Raw genomic sequence first — 25,121 nt, forward strand, 5'->3', positions numbered from 1 at the left:
TCTCATAATCTTTATATATATCAATGAATACATCAATAAATCCTCGAACAATCTACTATACTTAAAAAATCAATACCTATCACGTGCTCCTGTTTGCTAGCTGGATTATATTTGTGATGCCTGGTATAGGTGATATGGTGTCAGATATGCTGCTTTTTTTGGAGACAAAGTATGCCAGCATCTAGAAGGATGGCTGTCCTTTTAATGTGTTCTTTCGCATGTGCAGTACTTCTATGGATGTGGAGTTACAACTCCAAGCAAACCCCTGTCATAACAATTAAAATTGGTGCATTGTTGCCTGCTTCAAACGGAGATTTGGCTGAAAATCGCAAAATGATGATACAAGGTATGGAGCTTGCGAAAGAATACATCGATACAAAATACAAAGGAAAAGTAGTTCTCGATTTTGATTATCAGAATGGATGCTTTGCTAAAGAATCTATTCCAGCGGTTCAAAAGTTTTCTTATGAAAAAGTTCCAATTATTGCAGCTTCATTTTGCCTGTTTGGACATCTGCCTATTTTGCCTGTAACTGAAGGGAATAAAATAATTACGTTTAATACAGCAGCCAATCCTGACCAGGCATTAAATCTGCAATATGCATTTTCTACAAATGTTGAGATAAAGGATGAGGCCAGGAAGCTTTCCGAGTTCGCATGTAACCAGTTGAGAGCCAGACGAGCCGTTACTATGTTCCTTGATACCCCTTTTGGGCATGATTATAACAAGTATTTTACTTATGGTTTTAATCATTGCGGCGGAGATGTCGTTGGAAGTTTTCCAAATGCCCCTGATGGCAAGCAATTCAAGTCGATGATTACCCAAATTAAATCTTTAAAACCTGACATCATTATCACCGCTCACTTTGGTCTACCTCTAGCGATGTTTATTAAAGAAGTGAGACAAGCACACATCAAGGCGCCCATTTTAGGAAACTACGAAACTGAGGATCCTACCGTGATAAATTATGCTGGTGATGCGGCTGAAGGAGTAATGTTCTCTTCTTCTGAATTGAATGAAAAAACACCGATGATGAAAGATTTTGAAAGACTTTATATTCGAAAATTCGGTGCAGAGCCTAATGTATTAGTTACTAATGTTTATGATGATGTAGTCCTGTCCGTCGAGAGTTATCTGGCATGTAAAAATGACCGAGATTGTATGGCAAACTATTTGCATCAAGTTAGCAATTATCAAGGTGTAAGTGGAATTATTACCATTAATCCAAGTGGAGCCGCTAATAAGCCCACTATATTTAAGATCATAAAAAATCACACATTTATACCCTATCAAAAATCCCAGGTAAGATAATGAAAATCAAAACGATGTTACAAATATTATTTTTATTGTCTGTGTTGATATCTGCTAGCGTAGTTAGTCTTGTTATAGTTCAAAAAAACAAAATGGGAAGAATGATAGAAAAAGAGATGTTAACAAATGAAATCATCAGGGTGATTAGTCAACGTGAAAAAATCATGAATAATTATATAAACGACCATCAAGGTGAAAATATTATACTGTGGCAACTCATGTACGATATAGCAACTAAATTGCTCCAATCCGACGCATTTGAAACACCAGATGAACAAATGGTTCTTGAGAACATGCGTGAAGATAATGTCGCTATAAATAAATTGGTTACTGAGATAATTATTTCTGAGCAGGGAAATCAATCGGAAATAAAAGGCAATACCTCTAACCAACCTTTGCTCAATAAGTTTAAATCCTCGTTAATTAAGCTAAGAGAATCGATTATGGCAGATGCCTATCGTTTAAGTGAAATAAATCGAAAGAACATCCAAAAAACCTTGGCGATAGTTGATTGGATTGTTATGTGCTCTGTCTTAACTCTGGTTTTGCTTGGCTTTTTAGTTTTAATTGTTTTGATAAAAAAAATTTATACCCCTCTTTACAAGCTCAATGAAGGATTTAAGGTAATTGGAGAAGGTAATTTGGACTATAAAATCGATGCGCATCTTAATGACGAAGTAGGTCAACTCATTAAATCGTTTAATGAAATGGCACGTAACCTTAAAGATCGAACCATAGAACAAGAACACATACTCAACAAGCTGGAAAAATCAAATCGAGCTAATTTGTATATTGCTCGGCACGATTCGCTGACGAATCTACCCAACAAAGTCTTTACAAAAATTTTTTTACAGAATGCTATTGAGAATGCACGAAATAAAAACAACATGGTGGCGGTGATTGATCTTAATCTGGATAATTTTAAACGCATCAATAACACCATAGGTCATATAAAAGCCGATCTGTTGATAAAAGAAGTGGGAAAACGACTGCAAAAAGTGACTCGCAATAATATTGATCTTGTCGCACGATTTGGGGGTAATGAGTTTTATATTATCGTTCCATTGATTAACACTAAAGATGCTGCTGCTGCTGCTACAAAAAAAGTCCAAAAGACTATTACAAAGCCATTTAGTATAGATAAAAAGGAATTTTACCTTACGGCAAGCATTGGCATCAGTCTGTATCCGTTTGATGGTGAAGATGTAGACATTCTACTCGAGCAAGCTGATTTTGCCATGTATCAAGCCAAATTTGCGGGCAAAAATAACATTCAATTTGCACTTCAAGAATTAAGAGATTTGGAGAAGAAAAGAGGCGAAATGGAAGTGGAAATGCACCATGCTATCGAGAACAACCAATTTATTCTCTACTATCAGCCCATCGTCAATACTAAAACCCAACAAATTATTGGATTGGAGGCATTGATTCGCTGGATAAATGATAAAGGGCAAATGATTAACCCGGAGGAGTTTGTCCCCATAGCCGAGCGTTCAGATTTAATTGTAACAATGGGTGAGTGGGTTTTAGAAACAGCCAGTAATCAATTTAAAGAGTGGCAAAAATACGGTTTGCAAACCATGGCTATTAATATTTCAGTACATCAATTAAGCGATCGTTTATTAGAACAAACCAAAAAAATAGTGAAACAATTGGAACTCCCTGAAGGAAGCCTTATTTTTGAAATAACTGAAACAGTATTGATGCAACAAACTGATGCGATGCTTCGATTTAATCAGAACCTGACAAATATGGGTGTTAGCGTGTCCATTGACGATTTTGGTACCGGCTATTCTTCATTTACTTACTTAAATAAATTCAAAATTTCTAATCTTAAACTCGACGTCTCATTTATTAAAGACGTTAATGACGATAAAAGGAAAGCAGCTATCGTCAAAGCCATTCTTCAAATGGCACGTACATTAAATATCAAAACCATCGCTGAAGGACTAGAAACCAAAGCTGAGTTTGAGTTTTTAAAAGAAAATAATTGTGATGAATGCCAAGGCTTTTATTTTAGCAAGCCACTGCCTCCTCATGAAATAGAAAAACTATTGCAACGTAATGTACCAAGCACTCTTTTGGCTCATCCACCCCACTCTGTTGGTAAATTGACATAGGACTCAAGTCTATTGATAAATAGATTTATGGAGCCCGGTTGATCTCAATCAATGGGGTCCAATCAATCGGGTCAGAGTCTGATCACATTGATTGAAATAGGTGTTCGCTTTGGACCGAAATACACAATCCAAAAGCACTGTCTAAGGAATAAAATGTTGTTAATAGACGTCAGCTATAGCACATTTAAATTTATTTTAAAGAAGTTACCTTAGTTGATGTCTCTTTTACAACCCTATCCTGATTAGCATTTTCTTGAAGCTCTTTAACAAAATCATCCAGCTTAGCTGAGTGAAGTACTTCGAAAAATGCCTTTGCAGAGTGCGTTTCTCCATGGCGTGCTTTAAAAAAGTTAAAACTACCGCCTCTTGCTGTAGATGCTTCTTTGATGAACTCAATAACACTATTATAAGCGAGATCCATCTTGTTTTGTTCACAATAATAATTAAATTGATTATGCAGCAACTCTAACATGTCTTTCTTGCTCTCTTTACCAATTACTAAAATGTTTTTACTTAAGCTGCTTATCGATTTTTTCATTGCCTCAGATAGCGTTAAAATATTATTTTCTAAGTCAACGCAAGTAATTTTATTATCATCATCCTCTGCCGTTTCTGGTATTTGATTTTTTGAAGTGAACGCTGCGTCCTCAGATGAGCTAAAATTCTCTGGTTCTTCAGCGGGTAAAGTGTCCTTTTTATTATTACTGTTAAATTCTTTAGTAGCAGCCTCCTTTATATTAAAAACGAACGCTTCAAACAAGGAAAAAGCAATATCATTGGTACTATTTTCACCCAGACTTTTGAGTTGATTCACAAATTCGTCAGTCAACTTGGCGACTCGATCTTTATCGATATCGGGTAGCTTGTTTAATTCTTCTATAAGCTGATTCTTATAATATTGTTGAATGATTATTTGTGAGTATTTTAATCCTTTGTTTCTCAGATATCCATTGTATGGTTTTCCATCCTTAGTTTTAGTGTATCTCTCTCTAAACTGCGCTAAATTTTCTTGTGTCCCATCTTTACGAACATGAATAATACTAGGATTTTTTTCTTTGCTTTTATTATCCTCTACAAAGGCTGATATTTGAGCAGTCTTTAGTAATTCATCTGGCAACAAGGCCTTTTTTAATGTAATTTTCTTTTCAGAAAAATCTGTGCTTACATCTGCAACCTGCTCTGTAGCCCTGGATTCAAGCTGCCCAACTAAATGGGCTGATTTAAAATAGGCGTTTTCTTTTTTAGCCGTTACATCTCTTACGAAAACAAGAGCATCCGTATAGCAAGAGATTAAATCAGCCTGCCTTATTTCTTCAGTAACAAAGATAGGTATCGCTGGGTTAGGCATCGCTGGAAAATGCTCTAAAATCAGCTCACTAATAATTCTACGAACTTGGCCATAATTATGGTCATTTGTTCTTCCCATAGAGTCGGGAATAAAAAATCCTTCGCTATTACCCGATTTTAAATAAAAAACTGGTGTCGCATGCCGCATTCCAATTAAAATATAAGCACAACGATAATCACCTTGTTCTGCGCGACCTTTTTTCACTAGCTCCATGAAATCTTGGCCTTGGTTATAGATATTATTATCCATTATGACATTAATATCATATTTTTCCCGATAATATTGCGCTATTAGCTTCATGCCTTTATCACGTAATAAAACGGCTTTTCCAAATGCTGTATTTGGATCAAATTCGAAGTATTCCTTCTGAGGCATTTTTTGTAATGTCATAAATACAACCAAACAAGTAGTTTGTACTAAAATTATAATTTAAAGAGCATTTTTTGGCAATTATTTAACAATACTGGACAAAAACGGAACATAAAAGTCATCACTAAGTAACCCTCTAAACTCAGAGTTCCATCAGAATCCCAATTGATTTTATTTCAAAGCATGAAATAAATTGACCTAAATTAGATTTTATTTTAATCACCTATTTCTTTTAAGAGTTACTTACTTTTGTTTTATCGATAAAAGAAAGGCACTTGGCGTTGATTGATATTAATACAATATAGCAATTTACCACCCAAAAAAGTCATTAATCGTTGTGTGTTATAAATAATATCTAAAGAATTAAAAGCATTAATAATGCATAACCTGTCTTTTGCCCACTGGCATTATAACTCCAATACAATCGATCCTCGATAAGCGTCATATAACCTATTTGATCTTCTCCCTGATAAACATCCAAGACCTGCTTATCTCCAATCATGTTCATCCTCACCATGATCCATCCATGGCTTTATGTACAGATTTATTCCTAAACCACAACAAATCTATAATACACTTGCCAATTGACAGTTCGATTTCCCATGCTCGATTTTCATAAAGGTTTCTTTGGCTACGCCAGACAAAGCAGCCGCATCCTCCAACCGTAAATCACTTTGAGTTCGACGTGCTTTAATGACTTCTCCTAACAACTCTACAGTTAATGGACGTTCAAGATCGGGGGCTTTAATTTTTTAATTTGCTTGGCCATAGAATCCTACTAGAGTAGACTTGATATAATGATTTCGATTTAATCATTAATTAGTCCTGTTATAGTAGGATTAATTTAAAAAGTACACTCCCAACCTAAAATAATCCTATTAATATAGGATTATATACGATAGATACTCTCCTGGATTAACCAAAACAATCGCGTTTTAATCGCAGTAATTTAATTTCTTACATGATAAATAATTAAATTGCGGTCGGAATGAGTTTTTAACATATGCCAGGATAGATGCTAATTTAAAGAAGAGTTACAAGCCAAACCTGTATTTGTATATTATAGTTATAATTATTCGATTGCAGATTGTGTCGCAAGGAGCAAATAATGAAGTTAAAATCATTTCTGGTCCCCTTGATTGTCGGGATTATCAACGCCAATTCTTCGTATGCCTCGCTTGCAATAACTGGTGCCGGTGCTACTTTTCCTTACCCTGTTTATGCAAAATGGGCAGAAGCCTATCACAATAAGACAGGAACCCAGGTTAACTATCAGTCTATTGGTTCAGGTGGAGGTATTCAGCAAATAAAAGCAGGTACAGTAGATTTTGGCGCCTCTGACAAACCCTTAACTGATGCAGAGTTACAGGTTGCCGGATTGATTCAATTTCCAACTGTATTAGGCGCGGTTGTTCCTGTTGTCAATGTGCAGGGCATTAAATCCGGAGAATTAAAATTAACCGGCCAGCTACTGGCGGATATTTTTCTCGGTACCATTAAAAAGTGGTCTGATCCGGCACTTGTTGCATTAAATCCTGACCTTAAACTTCCTGACCAAAATATCACTGTCGTCCATCGTTCAGATGGTTCAGGTACTTCCTTTTTATTTACCAATTATTTATCCAAGATAAGCCCTGATTGGGAGCAAAAAGTTGGCAATGACGTATCAGTAAAATGGCCAGTTGGTGTTGCTGGAAAAGGGAATGAAGGAGTTGCTCTTTATGTAAAACAAATATCTGGTTCCATAGGCTATGTTGAATACAGCTACGCAACAAGCAATCACCTTTCAGCAATTCAATTAAAAAATAAAGAGAATTCTTTTGTGAATGCGTCCATGGATTCTGTTCAAGCGGCAGCACAATATGCAGACTGGAATAAAACACCGGTTATTTTAACTAATGAACCAGGAACTGGGAGTTGGCCAATTACTGGCGCAACATTTATTTTAATGCATAGCCAAGTGAACGATGCCAATAAGGAACAATCAAAAGCAGTTCTTGAATTTTTCAATTGGGCTTATGCAAATGGCAAGGCAGATGCTAATAAACTGAACTATGTCACTCTGCCAGATACACTGATTGAGCAAATTAAGATGAAATGGGCCAGTGACCTTCACGATGAGCAAGGCAAAGCAATCTGGACTAACTGAAATGAAAAAAAATAGAAATAGCTCTTTTATCAATAGCTCTGTGTTCTATTTGAGTCTCTCTTGCGCTATTTCGATACTGCTTTTATTCGCAGGGATTTTTTATTATCTGGTTAAAGGGAGTATCCCGGCTTTTCATGCTTTTGGCTTTCATTTTTTTTATGACGACAATTGGGATCCGGTACTCCAAAACTTTGGGGCGGCCAGTGCAATAACAGGAACACTGATTACTTCATTTATTGCGTTGCTGATCGCTGTTCCGATCAGTTTTGGCATTACCGTATTTGCGGTAAAAATAGTACCTAATGGGTTAAGAAAATATTTACGGGTCTTAATTGATGTACTTGCCGGTATTCCCAGTATTATTTATGGGATGTGGGGGCTTTTTGCTCTGGCGCCGATTCTAAGCAATTACGTACAACCCTGGCTTATTGATAAAACTCAAAATATTCCTTACTTGAGTGGATTATTTAGTGGTCCGGAAATTGGCATAGGCCTTTTTACTGCAGGTCTGGTGCTAGGAGTTATGATAATTCCGTTTATTGCTTCCATCATGTACGATGTTTTTGAATTAATACCGGATATCCTCCAGGAATCGTCTTATGCTTTAGGCGCAACTACCTGGGAAACAATCTGGTATGTGATGGTTCCTTATGCCCGTATCGGTTTTATTGGCGGTATCATGTTGGGCTTAGGGCGTGCTCTGGGTGAGACCATGGCTGTTGCTTTTGTCATTGGTAACGCACATACCATGACCTCGGCCTTATTCATGCCTTCAAGCAGCGTATCGTCAACATTAGCAAATGAATTTACTGAGGCTAACAGTGAACTGTTTCTTTCTGCGCTCACTGAATTAGGGCTTTGCTTGTTTTTAGTAACCTCTGTGGTTATTTTGCTGTCCAGAATTTTGCTGCGTTTTATACAAAAATAAAAGAACATAATTTGAGGCAGTTTGATGACGCTACATATTCTAAGACGTAAAATAGTGAATTCACTAATGCTTATAATATTAAGTGTTCTGGCCTTTATCGCTTTATTCTGCCTTGGTTGGTTGTTCACTATTTTGATTAAATCAGGGTATCCTGGTTTACGCTGGACAGTTCTAACCCTGAACACGCCACCACCAGGAAGCAGCGGCGGTTTGCTTAATGCCATTGTCGGCAGTCTGCTGCTCAGCTCTTTGGCTGTTTTAATGGGAGCCCCTATTGGTATTCTGGCAGGAGTTTTTCTTTCGGAATATCAGCCCATAGGGCTTTTATCAACTATTGTACGCTTTATTATCGATATTTTGTTAGGTGCCCCATCAATTATCATTGGTTTATTTATTTATCAAATCTATGTGATTAAAACAGGGCATTTTTCTGGATGGGCGGGTTGTTTTGCATTAAGTATTATCGTCATTCCCATAGTTGCTCGCACTACGGAAAATATATATAGCCTGGTGCCTCATACCTTACGAGAATCTGTGCTTGCTTTAGGGGCATCACAGTGGCATTTAGTCCGCTTTTTACTGATCCGAGTTATTAAAGGGGCTGTATTTACAGGCATATTATTAGCCTTGTCACGAATCATAGGTGAGGCTGCTCCATTAATATTTACTGCATTAAATAATCAGTTTCTGAGTTTCAATATGAACCAACCCATGGCCAATCTTCCAATGACTATTTTTAATTTTGCCATGAGCCCCTATACCGACTGGCAGCAATTAGCCTGGACGGGAGCATTACTGATTACTACTTGGGTTTTTGCACTCAATTTGCTATGTCGATTATTAATCAAACAATTTAAAATATCTAATTAAAAATTTCACCTAGGGCAGATCAACATGAATGAGAAAGGATCTAATGAAAAAATTTGTATTCGTGATCTGAGTTTTTATTATGGGAATACAAAAGTATTGCATCACATTAATTTATCTTTTCTGGAACACAAAGTAACGGCCTTGATTGGCCCATCAGGCAGTGGGAAATCCACTTTGCTTCGTACTTTAAATTTAATGCACATTGCTTATTCCCATCATAAAATGCATGGTGAAATCATTCTTGATGGTTCAAGTATATTCAATCTCGATGTTACTGAACTGCGCAGTAAAATCGGTATGGTATTTCAAAAACCAACGCCGTTTCCCATGTCAATCTTTAACAATGTTGCTTTTGGCGTAAAACTATACGAGCGCTTAAAGCGTCCGGTGCTCGCTGAACGGGTGGAGTGGGCGTTACAGCAGGCTGGTTTATGGGATGAGGTCAAAGATAAGTTACATGAGAGTGGCTTAAGCCTTTCAGGTGGTCAACAACAGCGTTTGTGCATTGCGCGCGCTGTTGCGATTAAACCGGAGGTTCTGTTACTGGATGAACCAACGTCTTCTCTCGATCCGGTAGCAACCGCTAAAATAGAAAGTCTGGTACATGCATTAAAAGATAATTTTACGATCATTATCGTGACCCATAATATGCAGCAAGCAGCACGAATCTCAGATTATACTGCATACATGTATCTGGGCTCATTGATTGAATACAATGAAACGCCTATTATTTTTCATTCTGCTCAGAAAAAGGAGACACAAGATTACATAGATGGAAAATTAGGATAAAAAAATTCCAAAACCTTGAGCAATCTCCCAAATGCAGCATCGTGTTCTTGCGAGAACAGTTATCTAGTCACGAGTTACCTGGTACAGGATACAGTTGCATATAGAATTTGAAGCATAAACCAGATCTCCCTAAATGAAAAAACATTCAAATAAAACATAGTTATTCATAATCATTTTATACTTCATCCAGGGTCTGTTGACATTTTGTCCCGAAGCCTACATTCCGTGCTTTATGCGCGGAATCCATTCAGATCCAACTTGACTATTTAGTCTTTACAAGCAAGTTCTTCATGGATCCTGCGCATAAAGCGCAGGACGTAGGCAGCGATCATTGGAATGTCAAAAGCCCCCAATCGTTATTAAAAAAATGAATAATGATTATTAAAAAATCAAATGAAAATTTAATATTCATTTAATCTTATGACGGCACAATTATATACAGCTTGGATTCAACATGACCAAAATTAGAGCTTAAATGATATGAGAAGTTAGCTTCCAACGAAGAAACTCGGCTAATCCGTCATGAATTGATGCAGCGTTAACAAAAACACTTTTAATTGTTAGAAGTACCGATAAATCAAGCAAGGATTTTCATGAAAATCATCGACATTCTTATCAACATTGCTACTATAAAACAAGAAATTCAAAGAAGAAACAACAGTGAGTTAAGTGTAGCAAGCAGCAAAAGAAAGCTTACCAGGAAAGCTCATGCCCTCCCAAGAACACCCTACGAATTAATTCAAATAATTGAACAAGAAAATGGGAACGAAGCTGCGAAGTACGTCCGACAGATTTTTGCAGAAAGCGAATCGATAGAGTCAGGATTCGCCCAATCAGCATCAAGCAGCTCGGCTGAATCTTCCGCATCATCCAGCTCAGATCCTGCTTTATCAGATGACACCCATAGTCTTTATCAAAAGTTGCTTCCCCTGTGCCAACTTGCCTATATCGAAGAGCGCAATGGAAATCCAGAAGAGCATGCTTCAAAACTGGCTCTAATTTTTGATAGTGAACAGGATGTTTTAAATTATCTCACCGAGTTTCCGAAAGGCAATCCGGTGAACTATCTGGTGCATGATGCCTGCCTGTTTGGTTTGCCCCAAGTGGATCGCTGTGATTTTACACAATGGAAAAAACTTGCGGTGACTCAATCGAATATGCTCAATCCCAGGTTTAGAGAATTATTACCTCATGCGGAAGCAATTGAGAGAGTCAATTCGTTGGCTACCAAAAAAAGGAAGTGGGATAAACCGCTCATTGCCAAAGAAAACGAATTAAAACAATTGCTACGATTACTAAAAAAAGAAAAATCAACCGAAAAATTAAAGGAACTAAATCAAAAAAAATCCAGTCTTTACCTGGAATTAGCAGAGCTTGCTAAAGGCATTCCGCTACGCCAGGCTTCATTTCTTATGTTACGATCTTTTTACGAGTATTATAAAATACACAGTGATCCAGAACATCAAATTTTAGTTGAGCATGGGCTTGATGAACAAAGTATTACTTTATTTTATAGATTACAACGAACTAATGATGATGATGCCATCCCTGCGATCACGATTCGTGGTTCCGACATAGGCTACTCCGGTGTTTATTTAACCAAACTGAATGTTCTTGATGACAAAGGAGCTGCTCTTGCAGCGTGCTTGGGAAAACTAACACAATGTTGTCAGTTTCTGGGTGGCGCAGGAGAGATCGCTGTACGTCATGGTATTGAGTCACCCAATGGGGGATTTTATGTCCTGTTTCAGGGGGATGAAAACAACCCAAGTCTCGATGATCGGATTCTGGCTCAGACTTGGGTTTGGCGAAGTACAGAAGGTAACTTATGCTTTGATTCTGTAGAAGTAGCACCTAATCAAAATTTGGATTGGGTACCCAATATGTATCGCTATCTAGCCATGTCCCTTTGTTATGACAAGCGAATACAACGAGTCAACATTGGAGAATTCAGTGGACTTTCTTATGGTACTGGGTTTGAAAATTCCCACTGGCCTATACGTGCTCCCAGAGTATCCCCGATAGATCACCAACGGTATAGTGATGCTAACTCTCAGCTAGCATTGGCGGATACTGCGTTGCCTTTTCTGTACAGAAAGCATGGAGATCTTGAAGCATTAAAACTCATGGAGCAAACTAAAGTACGCTCCTACTACAGACAAATACTGGAGCTTCCTGATACACCGAACAACAATCGCATATTAAAACAAGTAATCGGGGATGTATTGCACCATTTTGGAAATGCAGATGAACTCCTTGAGTTGTTGCGCGACATTCCAGGTGATAGAGCAGAACAAGTTCGTGAATTAATCAATGTTAATAGCAAGTATCAGCATTTTTTATTCTTCATGCTATCAGATAGTAAGCATGATTCTATTCGTGAAATAGAGTACTGGTTTAATCAAGGGGCTTCTATCCTAACCTCGGCTCCAGGAGGAACTAATATTTTATATATTGCAAAAAACAACCCCCTCTTGCTTAAAGCCATTTTTAATCTACTACCTGAGGAAGAAAGAATATACGCAATCCAAAATAGTGATCGGCATAGCACTGAAAACATTTTATTTGAAATTAATAATCCTGTATCTTTAAACATCATGTTCCGTCTCATACCTAAAAAGCATAGACTAAATATGATGCTTCTAGCCAATAAAGGGGCTAATACAGTTCTGCGACTACACTCTAACGATCACAATTTACCTATTGAACTCCTCTCATTATTACCCAAACGCCAAAGGCTAAAAGCAATTCAAGATCAAGACTATGAAGGCAATTCACTACTTCATGATTTTATTAATGAGGAACCGTATTTAAAGACAGTAAAACGTATCATGGATCTCCTACCCGTAGATCAAAGACTTGAAGCCGTGAGAACAATCAACTCGCGACGCGAAACGGTGCTTCTAATGGCAAGCAAAAATCCTCAATGCCTGTTGACTCTGCTTGAGTGCATTCCTGAAGAACAACGATTTATGGCTCTTTGTACACTAAATCTTGATGGCTCCACCCTATTTCAACAATATTGTGTACAGGTCTTAAAAGAAAAGAAATTGCATCATTTTGATACCATTCTTGCCATGATACCGCTAGAGCAACGTTCGAAATTCTGCATGCTTCATCGTTCAAGTATAACAATGCTGCATAAAGCCGCATCAGATCCTCAAATATTGAAAATCATTCTTGAATGGATACCCGAGTCAGAGCGATACACCCTCATTACTAAAAAGAATAGTGACTCCAAATCACCATTATCTGAAGCAATGAAATCAACGAAGAGTATGGAAGTAATTTACGATTTAGTGCCCGCGGTTCGTGACATGCTCGCCAGACAAATTCCTGTAACAGGACTTGCAAGCAGTCCTCATTCTATCTTTTCAGGAGGAGCCAGTTCATTGACAGAACCAACACTAGTGGAAGAAAAACAGGTCCAGACCGTCGTGGTTAACCTAAGATAATCAACTGATAATGGTCTATCATAAATAATAATAAGAAAAAGAAATTAAATCTTTTAAAATGTTCTAAAACAGATTTTTAATTTAAATGGATGTGTAGCCATGAAAAAGATTCTATTCTTAATTTTGATGTGCGTCAGTCTTGAATCTTTAGCCGCAACGATCATTATTAAAGGGCAACCTATCCCATTAGAATACAAAAATGATATCTATTATTGGCCTCTCAATCTTGCTATTAGTCCTGGAATCGATACCTTGTACATTACAATGGATGGCATTAATAAGGTGTGTTTTTTGAATACGGCTCCTCCTGGATTATTGGAACAAATGTCTGAGATCAGTATTATCATCAAAGGACAAATGACGGATTGGAATTGTTTCCCATATACAACGACTATATATGAGGTTCGCCCATAGAGCAGTTTACGTGGCTTGTACAAAAACAATCAAAAACATGGGTATTTATTATCAATTTAGATTAAAAAATATCAACTGTGGTATAATTTAACATTGCCTTATTAATTACTATATATTTATGCCCGAGATTATTGAAGTTGCGATGGATGAGTGTGAGTTTACATCAGATACAGATACTGATTTAGTTACCTATGGAGTTAGCACCTGTATTGCTTTTATAATTTATGCTTCATTTTATGATGAAGATGACGACTTGATACAATCACGTGGTTTATACCATTGGTCAGGTTTTGAAGTAAAACAAAAAGATCCTGCCAAATCCATCAACGACACTTTAAGCTTTTTTCTAGATGAACTCAGAATGCATTTTGACTTACCCTTCGAACTTGATATTCAAATAGACTCATTATTTTTCATCGGTGGAGAACATGCAGTATGGGAAAATGACGATCTCATACTTTCTGGCACTGAGAGAGAAGTGTATTACTTAACTGAAGCAGTCAGAGATTATAATTATTCAGGAGCTCATTTTAGTAAACCCAAGCATATAAACCACTCACATTTTCTAACTTCTGGAAATGAGTCACTGACTATAAAGGCCTCTTCAAATCAGTGTAGCTATGAAACAAACACTAGTGATAATTGTAGCAAAGAAGAAGAAAACCAATGGGAACAGAGTCAATATACTATATAAGATACAACGCAGATTCATTGAACACTTAATTAATGGTTCTGGTGGTAATCCAACCTGTATTAAGACTTCGTCCAATACAGGCTATATTTACTCGCTATAATTGGATGCAGTTCATGGCCTTGGTGAGTCCTCGAGGGCTAATCGTTCTATTTCATCCATTTCGCTTACATCTGTAATGTTATTTCCATGAAACAGAATATCGATTTCGGGGAAGGTCTTTTTCAAACCAAATAACTCAACAGCACCTTCTTTACCTACATGATTAAATTGCAGGCTAAGCTCTTTGATATTATTAAAGCCACGCAATTGTTCGTATAGAATTTTTGCGCCTTTGTCGCCAAGGTTATTATTATCCAAATCAATATGGGTAACAGTAGGTTTAAGCTGCTTTATAGTATTTAATACTTCTAAAAGTTCATCATCATCGATATGTAAATCTGCTAAATTCACTTTAATCTGATTTATATTTCCGGTAATTTTTTCTAATAGTTCTGGTCTCATAACCCCTCCGACCATCAGATAACGCGTTCATTGCTTTCTATTATATTAGCACAGCTTAGTCACGGCTTTACCCTGACGGTTTTACTTCTGTTAATGATAGAAACTCTTCTTGTTGTTCTATCATGTGTTCTAATGCTTTCATTGAGGAAGTTTTTAAGCCAAATGTTTGAGTGAACCACCCTTGCCCTGTTTTGAGCACATCGCCCTCATATGATGTTTTCAATTCTTCTTTTAAATCCTTCAATTCTTGTTTCGTAGATGCATCTTGAATACGACTTTTCAAATCTTCCAAAATTTGCGTTTTTAATTGATCTCCCTTATAGGCCTGATATTTATTTTTAAAATTTTGAAATTCAATGCTGGTGTCCGATTTTTGAAATTTAATCTTATCTAAAGAGACCGTATAGGATTTATGATCTCGTCCATTTGACGGTTCAGTGGTTTTATAAGCATAGGTATTAATAACCTGTTCAAGGTATGCGCGAGCCACCTCAAAAATTTTGTACTCATCCTTGCCAAATGGAAGTTTTCTGGCTAATCCAGATTGTTGTGAACTATTCTTTTTACATTCTACCGGTGAATCATAAGGATCAACATGCATCACGTTAGACCCGATACACTGTTTGGCATCAATTGCAATAGAATTAGACACAACAACATGCGAAATGGGCTGCCTTAATAGTTCCGGCTTCTTTTTTACAAGAGCGGCGTAATTACTCTTTGCAACTCCTCGTGCATGATCCAAACATATATCTATCGCAGTCACGAAGGGAGAGCCACCCGGAGTTTTGCTATGCACTATATTATTAAAAGTGAACTCCTTTGCCATTCCATTAATCATGATTCGGGGCATAGGTGAAGAAGGTTTACTTTTATCCAGTACCGGGAGTGTATTGATGTCTCCTTTTCCATCCGGGATTTTATAACGGACGTCTATAGATGAAGTATAATTTTTGACAATTAGCTGAACATTTGGTGATTTCCCACAGGTAATATGAGGAGTCACATTCATTACCTTGTCGTCCTCTGTTTTAACAGCAAATGAACCAAGAATTAATTGTACCCCTGGCGAAAGTGTTTTTGCTTTTGTAGCTATTTTATTCTGTAACGCTTCAAACTCCTCTAAAGTCAGAGGTTCTTTAGTGTAAAAGAAGAATTCATTGGTACTTAGACGAGTAATGTAATCCGGATCAACATCTGTTGTTTCTGGAAAATGACAATTCGCTTGATAAGTATTCTCGGCATCATCCATTAGTTCATAAAGGCTAAGTTCTAACCGCTCAGCCATATCCTTACGCTCATTATCTGTCATTGGCGCCGTCGGTATGGGATCTGTCGCTTTACGTGCTTCTCCTACGGGATTTTTTCCGCTCATCCTGGCGATCACTGCTTTATCTTGAATCACCAATTTTTTTCTGGCCATAATGCAATTCAGATTACTTAATTCATGTTTTAATTATAGACAAAAGATACATATTCACACCAAGATGGGTTGATGTGTTAATGAATGGTTTTCGATTAAGAGTATTGAAGATGATTACACAGGGAGGCTTGAAACGTACCTGTCATGATGACGGGTTAAATCCGCAATCGTAGCTCGCAGGATATGGAGAGAACAGATTAATGGATTCTGGTGGCAAATCCATCCTGTATTACGACTTCGTCTAATACAGGCTACACAAGCTGTTACTCATTCGAAGTGGAGAAGCAATCCTAACGATCGTAGCCTGTATTAGACGAAGTCGTAATACAGGACGAACTACACCCAATCTTCCTCTCATTTTTATAAATCCACAGAACATTCCATGTATAAGATAAAGATAAGGTCTCAGTTTAAAGCGTTCTCGCAAAGTAAAACCTTTTTGTAACGGCGCAAAACATCCCTACAAAGCGTAACTTTGCAGGGATGTTTCAATACTTCTAATATGCAGGTCTAAAATGTGAATCTTCCATTGAGTCATCACTAAGCGCTTCAGCAATACTGGCAATCGGTCGGGTAACCAGACTCGCCAAACTAAAAATTATATTGGCAATCTGAGCAACAATCGAACTAAAAATATGATGTATATTAACGGCAAAAGCATCCAGCTCCATGTCAGTGGCTCTATCAAGTACGTCATCTGATTTTTGTTGATTCAAAGTCCATGTATAAGCCGCTTTCAATAAAGAAGCCGTAGCATTCAACAGGCGTATAGAGGCATCAACAGCAAAAATTGTATCTAATACAAAAAAATCAAGAGCTGGAGTGGCAACAAAAGCAAGAAAATCCGAATGTTTGGTCCGAGTTTCCTGGATCGGTTGAAACATTGTCAAGAAACGGTGCGCGGTTGACTCAAATGGTCTACCAGTTAATAAAGGTTTAATTAGCTCAGCCATATCATAACGCTCCTATAGAGTTTAATTTTCGACGCAAGGATAACATCAAATACTTAAGCAACTATTAAGTCAGAGTGATAAATTCAGAAACCTTAAAGACTTATTTTCCTTATGGTTAAAATATGAACACAACTTTGAAACTGTGCTATAACTAGAATAGAGTTATAATTGGACAAAAAAATATACCTGGCTTAATTTCCAATATAAAAAAGGGTGCTAAGTATTTAATTAATAAAGGAAGTGCTCTTCGTACAGATCTAAAAGATGAGATAAACGGGGAAAGCTCTGTGCATATTAAAATGCAACAATTATATAATAAAGTAAAAGAGATTATGGATCTTGAAGGAAAAAAACTTGCCCCTCAAGTTAAAGAAGCAGCACAGTGTATGTTAAACGATTTAAAAACCATACTCAAAGAAGATTCCAGTCATGGTCCTATAACTCGACACCATCCCAGTGGCCAATATGACCTGGCTGAAAAAAGCATTGATATCATCTTTAAATATCAACCCAAACTGGAAGCAGCCCCAGGATTTTGGAATCAGATTAAAGCACATCTTAATACATTTATTGAAAAAATATCCGGTGAAAAAAATGTTTTTGAAACACAAGGGACTGCTTTTTCTAAAAGTAAAACTTTTCAGGATCTGAAGCAAAGCGTCACCGAACTCAGAGATGAAATGAAAAGTGAGTTAGAACCTGATGAACCAGGAACCAAGTTTGAACATCGTTAATATCATCAAATAAACTCTGCCCATGGTAAGCCAACTTACCTCACTAGAAAATTACTTCAAATGTGACCTGACCCAAGAATAGAATTTAAACAGTCCCATGCAGAGATAACAATTAAAAACCACCAAAAGAATGTATCTCTTAATGAGCTATAATTAGGAGTAACAGCGATATTTTGCATACAAATAACTTTTAGCGCGAGATAAAAAATGAGTACTCTTTTTGAGAGCAATCGCATAGCCTACTTAAAAGTTGCATTATTTCTGGTTGGGTTGATCTTTATTTTTGGAATTTACCCCTTGACGATTGTTTGGCCAACAGGCTGGGCATGGCACACCGGACAATCAGAATATTTGCAAATGATTCTTGGGATTTACGCAACACTAGGCGTATTCTTGCTCATTGCTTCCAAAAATCCTTTAGAACACCGCAGTCTCATCTGGTTCACAATCTGGTCAAGCGTAGTGCATGGCGGAATCATGGGTATTCAATCCGTTATCTACCCTCAACATATGGGGCACCTGTGTGGTGACGTTCTTGCATTATTTGTCATTGCCTTAATCCTGGGGCTGTTGATGCCAAGAAAAAATAGGTAATACACACCAAATATAAATCCATAGTAGCCCGTATTAGGCGCAGCCGTAATACGGGGATATCATAGCATCGATCCCCGTATTACGGCTGCGCCAATTACGGGCTACATGATTAAAAAAGAGTTGTACAAACGTCCCTGATTTACGCTTTGTTAATACGGTATGCATATTCGCTATAAATAAATTAAAAATTACATTTAAATCACACAATTTTTAATATCGGTTATGAAGAAGAGATACCATCTAGTGTACGTTATTCACATGCACCCATCCGCCACCTAATGCCTTAATTAATTGAACACTGGCAATTTGGCGTCGAGTTAGCACATTAACCGCTGCAAGCTCTGTTTGTAAGGCAGTATTTTCAACAACCACAACGTCCAGGAACGTCACAATCCCTCCTGAAAAACGATTGTTTGCTTGTGTTAATGCACGTTTTGCTGCCTGAGCAGCCGCTTTTTGACTATGAATTTCCTGATCCAGCTGATTTACAGCAACCAGACTGTCTTCTACTTCCTGGAATGCAGTTAATACCGTTTGCCTATAATCTGCTACCGTTTCAAAATAACTGGCCTTTGCATGTTTTAACTGCCCTACTAACTGGCCGCCTTCAAAAATTGGCTGAGCAAGAAGTGGCTGCGCCAAAGCGAGCGTGCTGATTGGCCCTAGAGACCAGATTAAACTGGGCTTTGAAATCAGATTGGATAAGCTCTGACTTTGAAAACCAATTATCCCAGTCAAATCCAGTACGGGGAAAAATGCCGCTCGTGCAACCCCAATAGTGGCATTAGCAGCTTGTACACGAAACTCAGCAGCTGCAACATCAGGTCTTCTCTCTAATAAAGTTGAAGGAAGATCTGGAGTAACTTTGACAAGCGTCCGAGATAATTTAGCTGGAGCCAAAGAAAAATCTGCTGGGAATTGGCCAATAAGTATCGCAATAGCATGTTCAAATTGTGCTCGTTTCAGGCGCATATCTGCAGCAGCAGTCTTTGCATTTTCCAGTTGCGTTTCAGCCTGATCTACAGCCTCTATTGGAGAAGCGCCACCGTGATAACGCTTTTTATTTAAATACAGCGCTTTTTGATAAGCAGCAACTGTAGCATCTAAAATACGTTGTGATTCATCACAACCTCTTAGAGAAAAATAATCACTAGCCAGTTCCGCATGCAAACTTAAAGACATTGCAGCAAGTTCAGCTTCTGTTGCATGCGCTGTATTTTGTTGTGCCGCAACTGCATTACGAATACTTCCCCAAGCATCGATCTCATAATTAACCTGAGAACCAATAATGTAATTATTATACAAAGGAATTGTCGATGGATCGGCCATAGTCGTTGAAGTCTTTTGCCTGTTGGCATTAAGAGTTCCCTTAATGCTGGGAAAAAAGCCAGCCCTGGATACCTGAACTAACGCAAGTGCTTCTTGGTAACGATAAAATATTTTTTTAAGATCCTGGTTTGAAACCTCAATTAACCCCTCTAATTTATTTAAAACCGGGTCGTTATATACTTCCCACCAGGGAGTGATTTTAGAAGAAGGCATGGCCGTTTTGGCTGGAACCCATGTCCCGGTTTCTTTAAAATGTGCAGGAACAGGCATAAATGGACGCTCATATTTGGGAGCAAAAGAACAACTGGTTACAATAAAAATGACTATTCCCAAAATAATGATCTTGTTCATGAAACAACCTTAACGTGTTCACCATTTATTATAGAATCAGAGGGATTAATAATAATTTTTTCTCCTGCGTTTATTCCCTCATCAATCTCTACTACATCTCCAAAATCCCGACTGATTGTTATCGGTTTTAAAACTACCCGGTTGTTTTTATCAACTACAGCAATTTGCAATCCTTTTGCCTGGAACAAAAGAGTGTTTACTGGTAAACGAAATGTATTTTTGGGAATGACGAAGTTAAAAGTGACTTCTGTATATCCACCAGCAAGTAATTCTTCCTGTGTATTTTCTGCTTTAAACTGAGCCAATAAGGTTCGAGTTGCAGGATCAATAGCTTGTGCTGTTTTAATTAACTGCGCAGGAAAGGTTTGCCCCGGATGTTCTGCAAAAGACAGGCTGACTCGCATATTAGGAGTAATGCGTGAAGAATAATTCTGAGGAATTTTTACATAAATTCTCAGGGGATTGGTTTGAGCTATCTGAAATAATGGTAACCCGGTATCACTACTTCCTGCATTGATTAAAGACCCTATATCTGTTGTTCTGGATGTAATCACCCCATCAAAAGGTGCGATAACTCTCTCGAAGCTCACCAGTTCCTTTAGTCGATCAACATTAGCACGTGCTGCCACTTCCAAGGCATATTTCGATGCAGCGTCGCTTACTTTTTCATCACGCTCCTGCTTGGATACTGAATTGGATTTTACCAGGTTGACCCAACGTTTAGCGGTAGATTGAGCAATTTGATTATTCGCGATAGCCGTATTTAAATCCGCCTCTGCCTGACGAAGTTGAGCATCCAGCTCGGGGGTTTCAATTACAGCCAGTAAATCACCCTTTTTTACATGACTGCCAATATCAACATACCAATTCTTAATATACCCATTTGTTCGCGCGTAAATTGTAGCATCATGCCAAGCTTGCACATTACCCGGTAAAATAATTCGTTCGCTTCCACTAAGAGGAGTAGCGGTTAGTACTCTGACAAAGTTGACCTCATCGGCTCTTGTTTGTTGTCGTAAGATAATCGCTGAATAAACACGATAAAATGTAACGGTTAGAAAGAGCATTAAAAAAAGAACAAAAAACACAAACAGTGGATTTCTTTTATGTTTTTTAAATTGAAATTTAATTCCCTTAAGCATTATTTTTCCTTTGCTTCCCGTTCAATTGATGATTATGAATCATGTAAAACACCGTTGGTACAAAAAAAAGCGTTGCAATTGTCGCAAAAGACAAGCCTCCTATTACAGCTCTGCCTAATGGCGCATTCTGCTCACCGCCATCCCCCAATCCGAGAGCCATGGGCATCATACCGATAATCATTGCTGATGCGGTCATCAATACAGGACGAATACGTGTTCGTCCTGCCTCCATAGCGGCCAGTAAAGGATTGTTTGTTTCTAATAAATGTTGACGTGCAAAACTGATAATGAGAATACTGTTTGATGTGGCAACTCCCATACACATAATCGCTCCCGTTAATGCAGGAACACTCAACGTAGTACAGGTAATAAATAACATCCAGGCAATGCCTGCAATTGCAGCGGGTAAGGCCGTAATGATGATAAAGGGATCAACCCAGGATTGAAAATTAATCACTATAAGTAAATAAATTAATAGGACAGAAAAAACAATTCCCCAATACAGTCCCTGAAATGCATGTTGTTGAGTATCAATCTGTCCCCTGACAGCTATAGTTGAACCTAGAGGCACTTCACTCTTCATTTCAGCAAGGATCTGATTGATGTCATGAGTAATAGAACCTAAATCTCTATCCTGAGTCGCAGCAAAAATATCAATGACCGGCATAACGTTATAATGAGACTCAACAACGGAAGTCCATTTTCGTGTAATGCTACCCAATGCTCCCAATATCTGATGTTGCGCAGGTGATTGTAAGTTGGTAGAAATCCCGTCAATCATGATATTGCGTAATGCTTGTAATGAATTCATCACATATTGTGGTGCCTGGACTACAATAGGATAAGAAACATTATTTTCAGGACTTAACCAAAAAGTAGGAGTCGTTTGAAAACTGCCCGCCAAAGCAATAAATAAATTCCTGGCAATGTTACTTTGAGTTATCCCTAGTTCCTTTGCTTTACTTCTGTCAATATCAACAAATAACTCGGGATAATTCATTGCCTGGTGTTCCCGAATATCAACAAGACCAGGAACTTTTTTTAATCGCTGCATTAACTTTTTGGCATATATTCTGTTTTCATCTTGCTTCAAGCCAATTATTTGAATATCAATGGGTGAAGGAAGACCAAAATTAATGGTCTGGTTCACAATATCTGCAGGTAAAAATGCAAAGGATATATCGGGAAACTTCTGATTAAGCACGGTCCTTAATTCACGCTGATAGTCAAAAACAGAGTGATGTTTTGGTTTCAAAGAAATAAGGATATCCGCATCCTCCGGTCCAACAGGAGCAGAATTACTGTACGATAAATTGATTCCACTTACAGGCAAACCTATATTATCCACTATGGTATCCAGTTCCTGAGGTGGAATAACTGTTCTGATAAGCTTATCTATAATGTCAACGTAACGTGCTGTAACCTCAACACGAGTTCCGGTCGGAGCACGAATATGAAGCTTTATCTGACCCGCATCCACATTAGGAAAGAAATTACTACCCAGCCAAGGCCATAATAAAACAACGGATGAAATAATAAATACTAAAAAAATGCCGACAAAATAAGTGGCATTGTCTAAAGCCTTATTTAATAAATTAATGTAATTTTCTCGAAAAATTTCAAACTTTTTTTCAAATTGAAGATGAAGTCTTGCGAAGAAATTTTGAGATTGTTCTTTATTTTTAGCATCATGCTTGTGCAGCAAATATTTTGCCAACGTAGGAATAAGAGTTCGTGATAAAAGATAAGAGAGCAACATGGCAAAAATAACTGCTTCAGCCAGAGGTACAAATAAATATTGAGCGACCCCTCCTAAATAAAACATCGGTACAAACACGATGCTAATACATAAAGTAGACACTAATGCGGGGATAGCAATTTGCTGTGCGCCATCTAAAATGGCCTCTTCTACTTCTTTACCTTGCTCCAAATTCCAATTGATATTTTCAATAGCAACCGTTGCATCATCAACTAAAATACCTACGGCCAAAGCCAGGCCACCCAATGTCATAATATTAATCGTTTCACCCAATACTGAAAGAATGGTCAATGAGCCGATAATGGATAAAGGAATGGATATGCTAATGATTAACGTACTGCGTAAACTTCCAAGAAATATTAAAATCATAAGAGCAGTCAATGATGCAGCAATAATTCCTTCCGTAATCACTCCTTGAATCGCTGCGGTCACAAAGATGGATTGATCCGCAAATTGTCCCAAATTTAATCCGGCAGGCATAATTTCTTTAATTTTGGGCAATAACGCTTTTATCTGCTTGATGATTCCTAAAGTTGAAGCATCGCCTGTTTTTTGAACTGACATCATTACGGCTCGCTTACCATCGACCCGTACTATATTGGTTTGCGGTGCAAAACCATCTCGTACATGAGCAACATCACGAATATATAAAACGCGACCGGGAGTAGTTTTAACGGGCATATCATTTAAATCATTTACCTTTAATGGACTATTATTGAGCCTTACTATGTACTCATAATCACCAATTTTTTGTGTTCCTGAAGGTATGATCAGATTTTGCGCTGCAATAGCGGTATTGATCTCTAAAGGTGATACTCCATACGTTTGCATGGCTTGCAGGTCCAGATCAACTTGTACCTGACGTACTTTTCCTCCATAAGGATAAGGCAAGGAAGCCCCTGCCACAGGCGCTAATTGTGGACGAATAAAGTTATTACCCAAATCATTAAGTTCTTGTTCAGGAATGGTGTCACTGGATAAAACCAATTGCAAAATAGGAACGGTTGATGCTTTATAGTTTAATATCAAAGGAGGCAAAGTTCCTTGAGGCAAGGAACGCAGAATCGTTTGAGCAATAGAAGTAACCTGACTCAGGGCTAACTCAATATTCACACCCGGTTGAAAGAATAGCTTGACTACACTGACGCCAATCAAAGATTCCGATTCAATATGTTCAATATCGTTGACTGTCGTCGGTAATACCCTTTCGAAAACGCTGGTAATTCGATTGCCCATATCGTCAGGTGGCAATTCTGAGTAGCTCCAGATAACACTAATTACAGGAATGTTGATGTCCGGAAAAATATCGGTGGGAGTGCGCATTATAGACAAAGGACCAATGATGAGGAGCAATAGAGCTAATACAATAAATGTGTAAGGTCGTGTCAGCGCAATCCGTACAATCCACATAACATTCCATATTTAAAATTGAAAAAATATATAAATCTAAAGGGATACCAGGAAAATAAAAACAGCTGTTATCAATAAATCAGAGTAAATTCTTATTTTAACTAATGCAACATTTTTATTATTTCAAGATCAACAAATAAACCTTGATGTTTGAAATTCTATTGACGGGATAGACAATCTTCCCTGCAAATCGTCACATTACAGGGAATACTTTAACCACTTCAAATAACGATATCTAAATCGCAATTCTTCAGTTGTGTCCTCATTAAAGGCTTCAACACTACTAGCAATAGCTCGGGTTACAAGGCTAGTCAGAGTCCTAATTATATTAAAAAACCCTACATCAAGTGCTAAAAGATTCTGTTTTCTTTACTGCTAATTGGACAATCTCAAGATTTGATTTCATAGGGGTAACCGCTTTCCAGGGCATCAATTTCTCCATAGGAAAATAATGATGCTTTATTGTAAAGTGTTACCC

Annotated in this window: 19 protein-coding genes; 11 read left to right on the forward strand and 8 right to left on the reverse strand. The window is 37.7% G+C overall.

Annotation, left to right across the window (positions count from 1 at the left end; genetic code table 11):
* The first annotated feature begins 171 nt into the window (after positions 1-171).
* Both IZU94_RS05530 and IZU94_RS05535 read left to right on the forward strand, forming a co-directional pair.
* On the forward strand, positions 172-1,311 hold the full coding sequence (locus IZU94_RS05530; protein ID WP_203108782.1) for an ABC transporter substrate-binding protein: 1,140 nt from the start codon (positions 172-174) through the stop codon (positions 1,309-1,311).
* Positions 1,311-3,431, forward strand: a complete 2,121-nt coding sequence (locus IZU94_RS05535) for a bifunctional diguanylate cyclase/phosphodiesterase (protein ID WP_203108784.1) — start codon at positions 1,311-1,313, stop codon at positions 3,429-3,431. The genes IZU94_RS05530 and IZU94_RS05535 overlap by 1 nt, the downstream gene beginning before the upstream one ends.
* Positions 3,432-3,621: 190 nt before the next feature.
* Here IZU94_RS05535 and IZU94_RS05540 read toward each other — a convergent pair whose 3' ends face one another.
* Both IZU94_RS05540 and IZU94_RS05545 read right to left on the reverse strand, forming a co-directional pair.
* Positions 3,622-5,169: a hypothetical protein gene (locus IZU94_RS05540; RefSeq protein ID WP_203108787.1), complete on the reverse strand. Its 1,548-nt coding sequence runs from the start codon at positions 5,167-5,169 to the stop codon at positions 3,622-3,624.
* A 334-nt stretch (positions 5,170-5,503) separates the two neighbouring features.
* Positions 5,504-5,656: a hypothetical protein gene (locus tag IZU94_RS05545; RefSeq protein WP_238400685.1), complete on the reverse strand. Its 153-nt coding sequence runs from the start codon at positions 5,654-5,656 to the stop codon at positions 5,504-5,506.
* A 600-nt stretch (positions 5,657-6,256) separates the two neighbouring features.
* Here IZU94_RS05545 and pstS point away from each other — a divergent pair.
* The 7 genes from pstS to IZU94_RS05585 all read left to right on the forward strand — a co-directional run bounded on the left by pstS (position 6,257) and on the right by IZU94_RS05585 (position 14,447).
* Positions 6,257-7,297, forward strand: coding sequence for a phosphate ABC transporter substrate-binding protein PstS (pstS, locus tag IZU94_RS05555; protein ID WP_203108789.1), 1,041 nt, complete (start codon positions 6,257-6,259; stop codon positions 7,295-7,297).
* Between the two features lies 1 nt (position 7,298).
* A complete protein-coding gene (gene pstC, locus IZU94_RS05560; protein WP_203108791.1) occupies positions 7,299-8,225 on the forward strand; it encodes a phosphate ABC transporter permease subunit PstC in 927 nt (308 codons plus the stop codon).
* Between the two features lie 66 nt (positions 8,226-8,291).
* Positions 8,292-9,095, forward strand: coding sequence for a phosphate ABC transporter permease PstA (gene pstA, locus IZU94_RS05565; protein WP_238400522.1), 804 nt, complete (start codon positions 8,292-8,294; stop codon positions 9,093-9,095).
* A 24-nt stretch (positions 9,096-9,119) separates the two neighbouring features.
* Positions 9,120-9,884: a phosphate ABC transporter ATP-binding protein PstB gene (pstB, locus tag IZU94_RS05570; RefSeq protein ID WP_238400521.1), complete on the forward strand. Its 765-nt coding sequence runs from the start codon at positions 9,120-9,122 to the stop codon at positions 9,882-9,884.
* 593 nt (positions 9,885-10,477) lie between these two features.
* Positions 10,478-13,339: a hypothetical protein gene (locus tag IZU94_RS05575; protein ID WP_203108795.1), complete on the forward strand. Its 2,862-nt coding sequence runs from the start codon at positions 10,478-10,480 to the stop codon at positions 13,337-13,339.
* Positions 13,340-13,438: 99 nt separating this feature from the next.
* Positions 13,439-13,753 (forward strand): hypothetical protein, encoded by a 315-nt coding sequence (locus IZU94_RS05580; RefSeq protein WP_203108796.1) that lies wholly within the window; start codon positions 13,439-13,441, stop codon positions 13,751-13,753.
* A gap of 118 nt (positions 13,754-13,871) precedes the next feature.
* Positions 13,872-14,447, forward strand: a complete 576-nt coding sequence (locus IZU94_RS05585; RefSeq protein ID WP_203108798.1) for a hypothetical protein — start codon at positions 13,872-13,874, stop codon at positions 14,445-14,447.
* A 111-nt stretch (positions 14,448-14,558) separates the two neighbouring features.
* Here IZU94_RS05585 and IZU94_RS05590 read toward each other — a convergent pair whose 3' ends face one another.
* The 3 genes from IZU94_RS05590 to IZU94_RS05600 all read right to left on the reverse strand — a co-directional run bounded on the left by IZU94_RS05590 (position 14,559) and on the right by IZU94_RS05600 (position 17,324).
* Entirely contained in the window at positions 14,559-14,948 is a 390-nt protein-coding gene (locus IZU94_RS05590; RefSeq protein WP_203108800.1) for a leucine-rich repeat domain-containing protein, read from the reverse strand.
* A 67-nt stretch (positions 14,949-15,015) separates the two neighbouring features.
* A complete protein-coding gene (locus IZU94_RS05595; RefSeq protein WP_203108802.1) occupies positions 15,016-16,371 on the reverse strand; it encodes a hypothetical protein in 1,356 nt (451 codons plus the stop codon).
* A 497-nt stretch (positions 16,372-16,868) separates the two neighbouring features.
* Positions 16,869-17,324: a hypothetical protein gene (locus IZU94_RS05600; protein ID WP_203108804.1), complete on the reverse strand. Its 456-nt coding sequence runs from the start codon at positions 17,322-17,324 to the stop codon at positions 16,869-16,871.
* A 287-nt stretch (positions 17,325-17,611) separates the two neighbouring features.
* Between IZU94_RS05600 and IZU94_RS05605 the strand changes: the two genes are divergently transcribed.
* Positions 17,612-18,058 (forward strand): hypothetical protein, encoded by a 447-nt coding sequence (locus tag IZU94_RS05605; RefSeq protein ID WP_203108806.1) that lies wholly within the window; start codon positions 17,612-17,614, stop codon positions 18,056-18,058.
* A gap of 207 nt (positions 18,059-18,265) precedes the next feature.
* Entirely contained in the window at positions 18,266-18,652 is a 387-nt protein-coding gene (locus tag IZU94_RS05610; protein WP_203108808.1) for a DUF6632 domain-containing protein, read from the forward strand.
* Positions 18,653-18,892: 240 nt separating this feature from the next.
* Here IZU94_RS05610 and IZU94_RS05615 read toward each other — a convergent pair whose 3' ends face one another.
* Genes IZU94_RS05615 through IZU94_RS05625 form a run of 3 tightly spaced genes read right to left on the reverse strand, consistent with a single transcriptional unit; the run spans position 18,893 to position 24,643 of the window.
* Positions 18,893-20,332, reverse strand: coding sequence for an efflux transporter outer membrane subunit (locus IZU94_RS05615; RefSeq protein ID WP_203108810.1), 1,440 nt, complete (start codon positions 20,330-20,332; stop codon positions 18,893-18,895).
* Positions 20,329-21,474 (reverse strand): efflux RND transporter periplasmic adaptor subunit, encoded by a 1,146-nt coding sequence (locus tag IZU94_RS05620; protein ID WP_203108812.1) that lies wholly within the window; start codon positions 21,472-21,474, stop codon positions 20,329-20,331. The genes IZU94_RS05615 and IZU94_RS05620 overlap by 4 nt, the downstream gene beginning before the upstream one ends.
* Positions 21,467-24,643, reverse strand: a complete 3,177-nt coding sequence (locus tag IZU94_RS05625) for an efflux RND transporter permease subunit (protein ID WP_203108814.1) — start codon at positions 24,641-24,643, stop codon at positions 21,467-21,469. The genes IZU94_RS05620 and IZU94_RS05625 overlap by 8 nt, the downstream gene beginning before the upstream one ends.
* Positions 24,644-25,121 lie beyond the last annotated feature (478 nt).

Source organism: Legionella bononiensis, from assembly GCF_016786215.1.
GTDB lineage: Bacteria > Pseudomonadota > Gammaproteobacteria > Legionellales > Legionellaceae > Legionella > Legionella bononiensis.